The sequence below is a fragment of the Streptomyces sp. ERV7 genome, assembly GCF_001653515.1.
In the GTDB taxonomy this organism is placed as follows: domain Bacteria; phylum Actinomycetota; class Actinomycetes; order Streptomycetales; family Streptomycetaceae; genus Streptomyces.
Genome location: NZ_LYOY01000052.1, coordinates 1 through 6,224, shown reverse-complemented (window position 1 = coordinate 6,224; position 6,224 = coordinate 1). Strand labels below are relative to the sequence as shown.

Annotated in this window: 6 protein-coding genes; 3 read left to right on the top strand and 3 right to left on the bottom strand. The window is 71.3% G+C overall.

What is annotated here, in order from left to right:
• Positions 1-786: PLP-dependent aminotransferase family protein (locus tag A8W25_RS29505; protein ID WP_158942778.1), on the bottom strand; the 786-nt coding region annotated here is incomplete at its 3' end.
• Between the two features lie 328 nt (positions 787-1,114).
• Between A8W25_RS29505 and A8W25_RS29500 the strand changes: the two genes are divergently transcribed.
• Positions 1,115-2,626, top strand: a complete 1,512-nt coding sequence (locus A8W25_RS29500; RefSeq protein WP_079125846.1) for an FAD-binding oxidoreductase — start codon at positions 1,115-1,117, stop codon at positions 2,624-2,626.
• Positions 2,627-2,754: 128 nt separating this feature from the next.
• On the opposite strand, the gene A8W25_RS29495 is transcribed toward A8W25_RS29500, so the two are convergent.
• Together A8W25_RS29495 and A8W25_RS29490 are read right to left on the bottom strand one after the other, a co-directional pair.
• Positions 2,755-3,966 (bottom strand): NAD(P)/FAD-dependent oxidoreductase, encoded by a 1,212-nt coding sequence (locus A8W25_RS29495; protein ID WP_067156998.1) that lies wholly within the window; start codon positions 3,964-3,966, stop codon positions 2,755-2,757.
• A gap of 112 nt (positions 3,967-4,078) precedes the next feature.
• Positions 4,079-5,023, bottom strand: coding sequence for an RNA polymerase sigma-70 factor (locus A8W25_RS29490; RefSeq protein ID WP_067157001.1), 945 nt, complete (start codon positions 5,021-5,023; stop codon positions 4,079-4,081).
• 112 nt (positions 5,024-5,135) lie between these two features.
• Between A8W25_RS29490 and A8W25_RS29485 the strand changes: the two genes are divergently transcribed.
• Together A8W25_RS29485 and A8W25_RS29480 are read left to right on the top strand one after the other, a co-directional pair.
• Positions 5,136-5,627, top strand: coding sequence for a MarR family winged helix-turn-helix transcriptional regulator (locus A8W25_RS29485; protein WP_067157004.1), 492 nt, complete (start codon positions 5,136-5,138; stop codon positions 5,625-5,627).
• Positions 5,624-6,070, top strand: coding sequence for a winged helix DNA-binding protein (locus A8W25_RS29480; RefSeq protein WP_067157007.1), 447 nt, complete (start codon positions 5,624-5,626; stop codon positions 6,068-6,070). Before A8W25_RS29485 ends, A8W25_RS29480 begins: the two co-directional genes overlap by 4 nt.
• The last annotated feature ends 154 nt before the right edge of the window (positions 6,071-6,224 follow it).

The following is a 6,224-nucleotide window of genomic DNA, read 5'->3' as shown; positions in this document are numbered from 1 at the left end:
CCCGCCGGTCGGGAACTGGTGGGCGGGCGTGAGCAGTACGGCCCGTACGCCCTTGAGCTCCGGCCGCTCGGCCAGCTCCGCCACGCGCGCGCCCTGCTCGTCGAGCCCGACCGGCACGGTCCGTACGCCCGCCGCCGCGAGCAGGGAGCGGTGGAAGCCGAGTCCGTACGACTCCACGGCGAGCGGGCCGCGCAGCACCTGGCCGCCGTAGAGCAGCCGCAGGGCGTGTGCGAAGCCGGAGCAGACCACGATGCGGTCGGGGGTGGTCCGTACGCCCCGCACGCGCGCGAGGTAGCCGGCCAGCGCCCGGCGCAGCTCGATGCGGCCCTGGGGGTCGCCCGGCCCGAAGGCCTCGTTGGGGGCCGCGTTGAGCGCACGGCGGGCCGCCGACAGCCAGGCGCCGCGCGGAAACGATCCGGCGTCCGGCTGCCCCTGCATCAGGTTGTGCGCCGGGGCGGCGGCCCGGCGGGGCACCTTCTTGGGCACGCGCGCGGGCCGTACGGGCTCGGCGCGGGGCGCGACCCGGGTGCCCGAGCCCTGGCGCGCGGTCAGCCAGCCCTCGGCGACGAGCTCGGCGTACGCGTCGGCGACGGTGTTGCGGGCGAGCCCGAGGTCGGCGGCGAGCGAGCGGTAGGGGGGCAGCCGGGTGCCGGGGGCGAGCCGCCCGTCCTGGACGGCGGAGCGCAACGCGCGGATGAGGGCGGCCCGCCGACTGCCGGATCCGGCCAGTTCCACATGGAGGTCGGCACCGATCCGCTCTGCGGAATTGACCCATGAGTCCGCCATGACACCCGCCCTTTCACCTGGTCGCCGACGGTCAAGCCTAGGGGCCGTGGACACCGCCGCAGACCACGTCAAGCTCCACACTTGAACGCTGCCGGGGACTCCGGGAACCGCGAACATCCGCAGCTCCAGCGGGACTTGAGTGACAGCCGAGGTCGCGCCGTACTGGCCAACTGCCCCACCCGTCGGCCGGATTCCGTGGCAGGATGCCGATCCCTCGGGCGCGGGGATCGTGGGGGAGGCAGGTCCGCGGGGCAGCGAAGGACCTCGGGTGATCCCGGAACGGCCGCAGGGCTCAGAGATCGATGAGGCTCACAGGGGAGAGCAAGGCATGATCACACGCAGGTCGTTCATCGGGATGGCGGGGGCCGGAGCCGCGGCCGTTTCCCTGTCGGGGTTCACCACCGCCACCGCCACGACCGCCAGCCAGTGGGACCGGCTGCGCGCGCATCTGACGGGCACGCTGGTGCTGCCGTCCGACTCCTCGTACACGGCGGCCAAGACCGTCGAGTACGGCCAGTACAGCCTCACCAACCCGCAGGCCATCGTGTACGCGGCGAACGCCGACGACGTCACCGCCAGCCTGCTCTTCGGCCAGTACCACGACATCCCGGTGACGGCCCGCAGCGGTGGCCACAGCGGTGGCGGCTTCTCCACCACCACCGGCCTGATCATCGACGTCTCCCGGCTGAACGCGGTGACCGCCGGTTCCGGCACGGCGACCGTCGGCGGCGGTACGCAGCTGGTCGACGTGGTCAACGGCCTCGGCGCGAGCGGCCTGGCCATCCCGGGCGGCATGTTCCCGACCGTCGCGCTCGGCGGCTTCCTCCAGGGCGGCGGCGTCGGCCTGCTCACCCGCCACTCCGGGCTCGGCGCGGACAAGGTGACCTCGGCCAAGGTCGTCCTCGCCAGCGGCCGCCAGGTCACCGCGTCGCCGACCTCCAACCCGGACCTGTACTGGGCGATCCGCGGTGGCGGCGGCGGCAACTTCGGCATCGTGACCCAGTACACGGTCACCCCGACCGCCGTCCCGAACCTGAACGTGGCCGAGCTGCTCTTCAGCTACGACCACGCGGTGGGCGCGATGCACGGCCTCACCCAGTGGCTGGAGACCGCGCCGACCACCTTCGGCAGCCGCTCCAACATCGACCTGTTCGACTCGGCGGCGGGCCACGCCCCGCTGGTGACGCTGCTGGTCACCTCGATCGGCACGCGCGCGGAGTTCGACACCGAGATCGCCCGCCTGATCGCCCTGACGGGCGCGGCCCCGATCCAGCAGAACGTCTACACGGACACCTACAAGTCCGCGATGATGAAGATCTTCGGCTGTGGCTCGTACTCGCAGCAGCAGTGCCACAACAACACCTGGGACCCGGCCAACGGCAAGCTCGCCCCGTTCGGCCACGTCCTGGGCCGCGGCCGGCTGCTGAGCCGATCGCCCTCGGAGACCGAGTGGGCCCGGCTGGTCGGTGTCTTCGACACCGAGCGCACGGCCGGTCACTTCCACAAGTTCGAGATCATGGCGCTGGGCGGCGCAGCGAACAAGGTGTCGCGCACCTCGACGGCGTACGTCCACCGCGACAGCACCCTGCTGATGTCGTACTACACGTTCGCCTTCGGCATCCTGTCGGGCGACGAGCTCGCCTCCGGCCAGCGTTTCGTCGACAACGGCTTCACCGCGGTCGACCCGATCTCGCGGGGCGAGTCCTACCAGAACTTCATCGACCCGGCGCTGACGGACTGGCGCGAGGCGTACTACGGCGAGAACTACAACCGCCTGTCGTACGTGAAGTCCAAGTACGACCCGTACGGGGTGTTCTCGTTCGCGCAGGGCATCGACTGACGGCCGGCCACTGACCGGGCGTCAAGCATCTGCGTCAGGGCGTCACCGTAACGAGTGAAGGCCAGGTCGGAACGCATCCGGCCTGGCCTTTCGTTACCTACCCACAAGAGCACTACTCCTGAGGCAGGTCACCGAGTCGCGGCGAAGGGGGGCTCCACCGTGCCGGTCTCCACGGGCTCGCTCGTCACCACGAGGCGGTGGCGGAGGGTCGGCAGCATGTTGGTCGGGTGGGAAAGACCCCAGACCGTGCCCGCGACGATGAACTCCTTGATACGGGCGCCGGCCCGGCCCGTGATGACGGTGGACGTCATCCGGTCCTCGTGGGTCACGCGCTGGAAGATGGCATCGCGGCGCCCGAGGCTGATGCACTGGGCGACGTAACCGACCGGGGCGTCGGGGACCTTGCGCCCCGTCAGACGCGCGGCCAGGGCGTCGGCGGCCAGCCACGCCATCGGGTTCGCCGTGGCGCAGGCCATCCGCAGCGGCTTGCCGCCCGCTCCGATGGCGAACGCGGCGTCACCGACGGCGTACACATCGGGGTGCGAGACCGAGCGCAGGGTGGCGTCGACGACGATCCGCCCGGTGTCGGACACCTCCAGGGTGCTGGCGGCCGCGATCGGGTGGACCGCGAAACCACCTGTCCAGACGGTCACTTGGGCCGCGATCTCCCCGCCCGCGCCGGTCACCACGCCGTCCGCCCCGACGCGTGCGATGTCGGTCCGCTCGTGGACGGTGACGCCGAGCCGGTCCAGCGCGCCGCGCAGGTGCTTCTGGGCCTTCTCGCTGAGCCAGTCGCCGACGCCGCCGCGGGCGGCGATGGACACCTTGAGCCCCGGGTGGGCTTCGGCGATCTCGGTGGCGGCCTCGATGCCGGTCAGACCACCGCCGACGACGAGTACGGTCCCGCCCGGCGCCAACTCGCCGAGCCGCGCCCGCAGTCGCAGCGCGGCCTGCTTCCCGGCGACGTTGTGGGCGTACTCGGCGACGCCCGGGACACCGTGGTCGGCGAGTGTGCTCCCCAGGGCGTACACGAGGGTGTCGTAACCGAGGGTCCCGCCGCCCTGCTCGCCGCCGAGTTCGACGGTCTTGCGGTCGACGTCGACGGAGGTGACCCACGCCGCCCGGACCCGCACACCCGTACCCGCGAAGAGGTCGCGCAGCGGGCGGCTCGGCAGGTCCTGACCGCTCGCGAGCTGGTGCATCCGTACCCGCTCGACGAAGTCGGGGTCGCCGTTGACCAGGGTGATCTCGACGTCGTCGCGGTGGAGCCGCTTGGCGAGGCGACCGGCGGTGACGGCTCCGGCGTACCCGGCCCCGAGGACGACAATGCGGTGCTTCATGACTCGCTCCTGTCCGGCCCGGCCAGCCTGTCCGGCTTGGCCTGTCTGGCTGCGTGCACCTCCTGAACCGGACAGCCGCGCGATCCCTGACAGGAAACCGCTGTGACGCGGGTCACCACATGACGGCGAGGGGCTGATGCGGTCCCTCCGCCGCCCATTGGCGCGTGATGCGCTCCAGCTTGTCGGGGTTGACCTGGATGTGGAGCGCTCCGACGCGGCCGGGGGTCGTGTCGAGGCAGATGACTCCGGCGACCAGCTCGCCGACCTGGATGAGCACGGCCGGGCTGCCGTTGACGACGGCGACATGGAGGGCGGGGCTGCCACCGGTGTACGCCCGCTTGGCCTCGTTCGGCCGGAACAGGCCCCGCAGGTACCGCGCGATCCCGAGCGCGCCGATGACCGGCGACCTGCGGGCCGAGACCCGGCCGCCGCCGTCGGCGATGCTGACCGCGTCGTCGGTGAGCAGCCGGATCAGCGGCTCGGTGTCGCCGCTGAGGGCCGCCTCCAGGAACTCCTCGACGATCTTCCGCGCGGCGGCCGCGTCGACCTTGCCGCGGGACCGGTCGGCGGTGACGTGCTGCCTGGCCCGCCGGTAGATCTGCTGGCAGTTGGCCTCGGTGAGATCGAGGATCTCCGCGATCTCCCGGTGCGCGTAGCCGAACGCCTCGCGCAGGACGTACACCACGCGCTCATTGGGCGAGAGCCGCTCCATGAGGGTGAGCACTGCGAGGGACACCGACTCGCGCTGCTCGACGGTCTCGGCCGGACCGAGCATCCGGTCCCCGGCCAGGACCGGTTCCGGAAGCCACTCCCCCACATAGGTCTCGCGCCTGACCCGCGCCGAAGTGAGCTGGTTGAGGCAGAGGTTGGTGAGCACCTTCGTCAGCCACGCCTCGGGCGTCTCGATCCGTTCCCGGTCGGCCGCGTGCCACCGCAGGAACGTGTCCTGCACCGCATCCTCGGCGTCCCCGGCCGACCCGAGAAGCCGATAGGCGATCGCCTCCAGGCGACCCCGGTAACCCTCGAACTGATCGACCTCGTACGTACTGAGCGACATCGGCCCATGGTCAGCCATCAGCGCAGGTCACGTCCACCCTTGCCGCCCTCGGACGCCCGGGCCCGCCAGCAGATACTAGCCATGTACATAGTATCCATGTACTGTATCTGCCATGAGTTCAGCAGCGGAGAACGCCACGGCGGGGTTTCTGGTCTGGCGCCTGTCGACGAAGTGGCGGGTGGCCGTCGACCGGGCGGTCGCGCCCCTGGGCCTGACCCACGCCCAGTACGCGCTGATGGGCGCGCTGTACGGCATGCGGCGCTCCGGCCTGCTGCCCAGCCAGCGCCGGCTCGCCGACCACACGGGGCTGGAACCGCTCTACGTCTCCAAGCTCGCCCGGTCCCTGGAAACCGCCGGACTCGTCACCCGCACCCGGGACCCGAACGACCCGCGCGCCATGCTGCTCTCGCTCACCGAGCAGGGAAGCGACGTCGCCCACCGCGCGATCCAGGTGGTCCAGGGGCTCCTCGACCAGTGGCTGGAACCGCTCGGCGGCCAGGACAGCCCGCGCACCCGGCAGTTCACCCGCGAACTGGCGACCCTGCTCGACGTACCTCTTGATCCACTTGATCCACCCACCGAGAACGAGAAGGAGCAGCCATGACCACCACCGCACCCAGGGTCGACGCGCGCGTCATCGCCCTGGCGCACTACGCCGCACGCGCCCTCGCGGAGGGCGTGGTGACCCGCCACGGCGTCACGTTCCACCAGAATGTGACGCTCCGCGCCATCGCGGTCGCGGGTGAATCCATCGGCCGCGACGAGCTCGTCGCCGACGTCACGGGCTCACTGAAGGCCGACGAGTCGTTCGTACGCGCCGTGATCGAGGAGCTGACAGCGGCGGATCTGCTGGAGGAGGACCCGGCGGAGACGACTCGGCTGCGCCTCACGAAGGCCGGCCGCACGCTCTACGGGACCACCACCGCGGAGACCGCCGCGATCGCCGCCCGCCTGTACGCCGACATCCCGCCCGAGGACCTGGCGGTCGCAGGCCGCGTACTGACCCTGGTCACGACCCGGGCGAACGCGGAACTGGCGACCGTCTGAGACCCCGTCCGGCACGGCCCACGCCCCAAACGACCCCGGAAATAGCAAAAGCCCCAGGTCACGGCGAGTGAGTCCTGAGGCTTCTACAGAGCCGCCTTCGGGATTCGAACCCGAGACCTACGCATTACGAGTTGTCCGGGCCTATTCCAGGGAG